The sequence below is a fragment of the Pseudomonas bohemica genome, from assembly GCF_002934685.1.
GTDB classification, from domain to species: domain Bacteria; phylum Pseudomonadota; class Gammaproteobacteria; order Pseudomonadales; family Pseudomonadaceae; genus Aquipseudomonas; species Aquipseudomonas bohemica.
Map to the genome: position 1 here is coordinate 1 of NZ_NKHL01000012.1, position 272 is coordinate 272.

1 rRNA gene is annotated in these 272 nt (G+C 48.5%); it reads left to right on the plus strand.

The features are described from left to right. Positions 1 to 149 precede the first annotated feature (149 nt). Positions 150 to 265: ribosomal RNA gene (gene rrf, locus CE491_RS00035) — 5S ribosomal RNA — on the plus strand. The last annotated feature ends 7 nt before the right edge of the window (positions 266 to 272 follow it).

Below are 272 nucleotides of genomic sequence, written 5' to 3' on the forward strand. Positions count from 1 at the left end.
GGTAGTGTGGGGTTTCCCCATGTGAGAGTAGGTCATCGTCAAGATTGAATTGCAGAACCCCGTTTGCGAAAGCAGATGGGTTTTGTTTTAAGTGAAGGTCACCGATTTTCGCTGGCACGTTACCTGGTAACGGATCAGCTACAGAATTTCTTGACGACCATAGAGCATTGGAACCACCTGATCCCATCCCGAACTCAGCAGTGAAACGATGCATCGCCGATGGTAGTGTGGGGTTTCCCCATGTGAGAGTAGGTCATCGTCAAGATTGAATT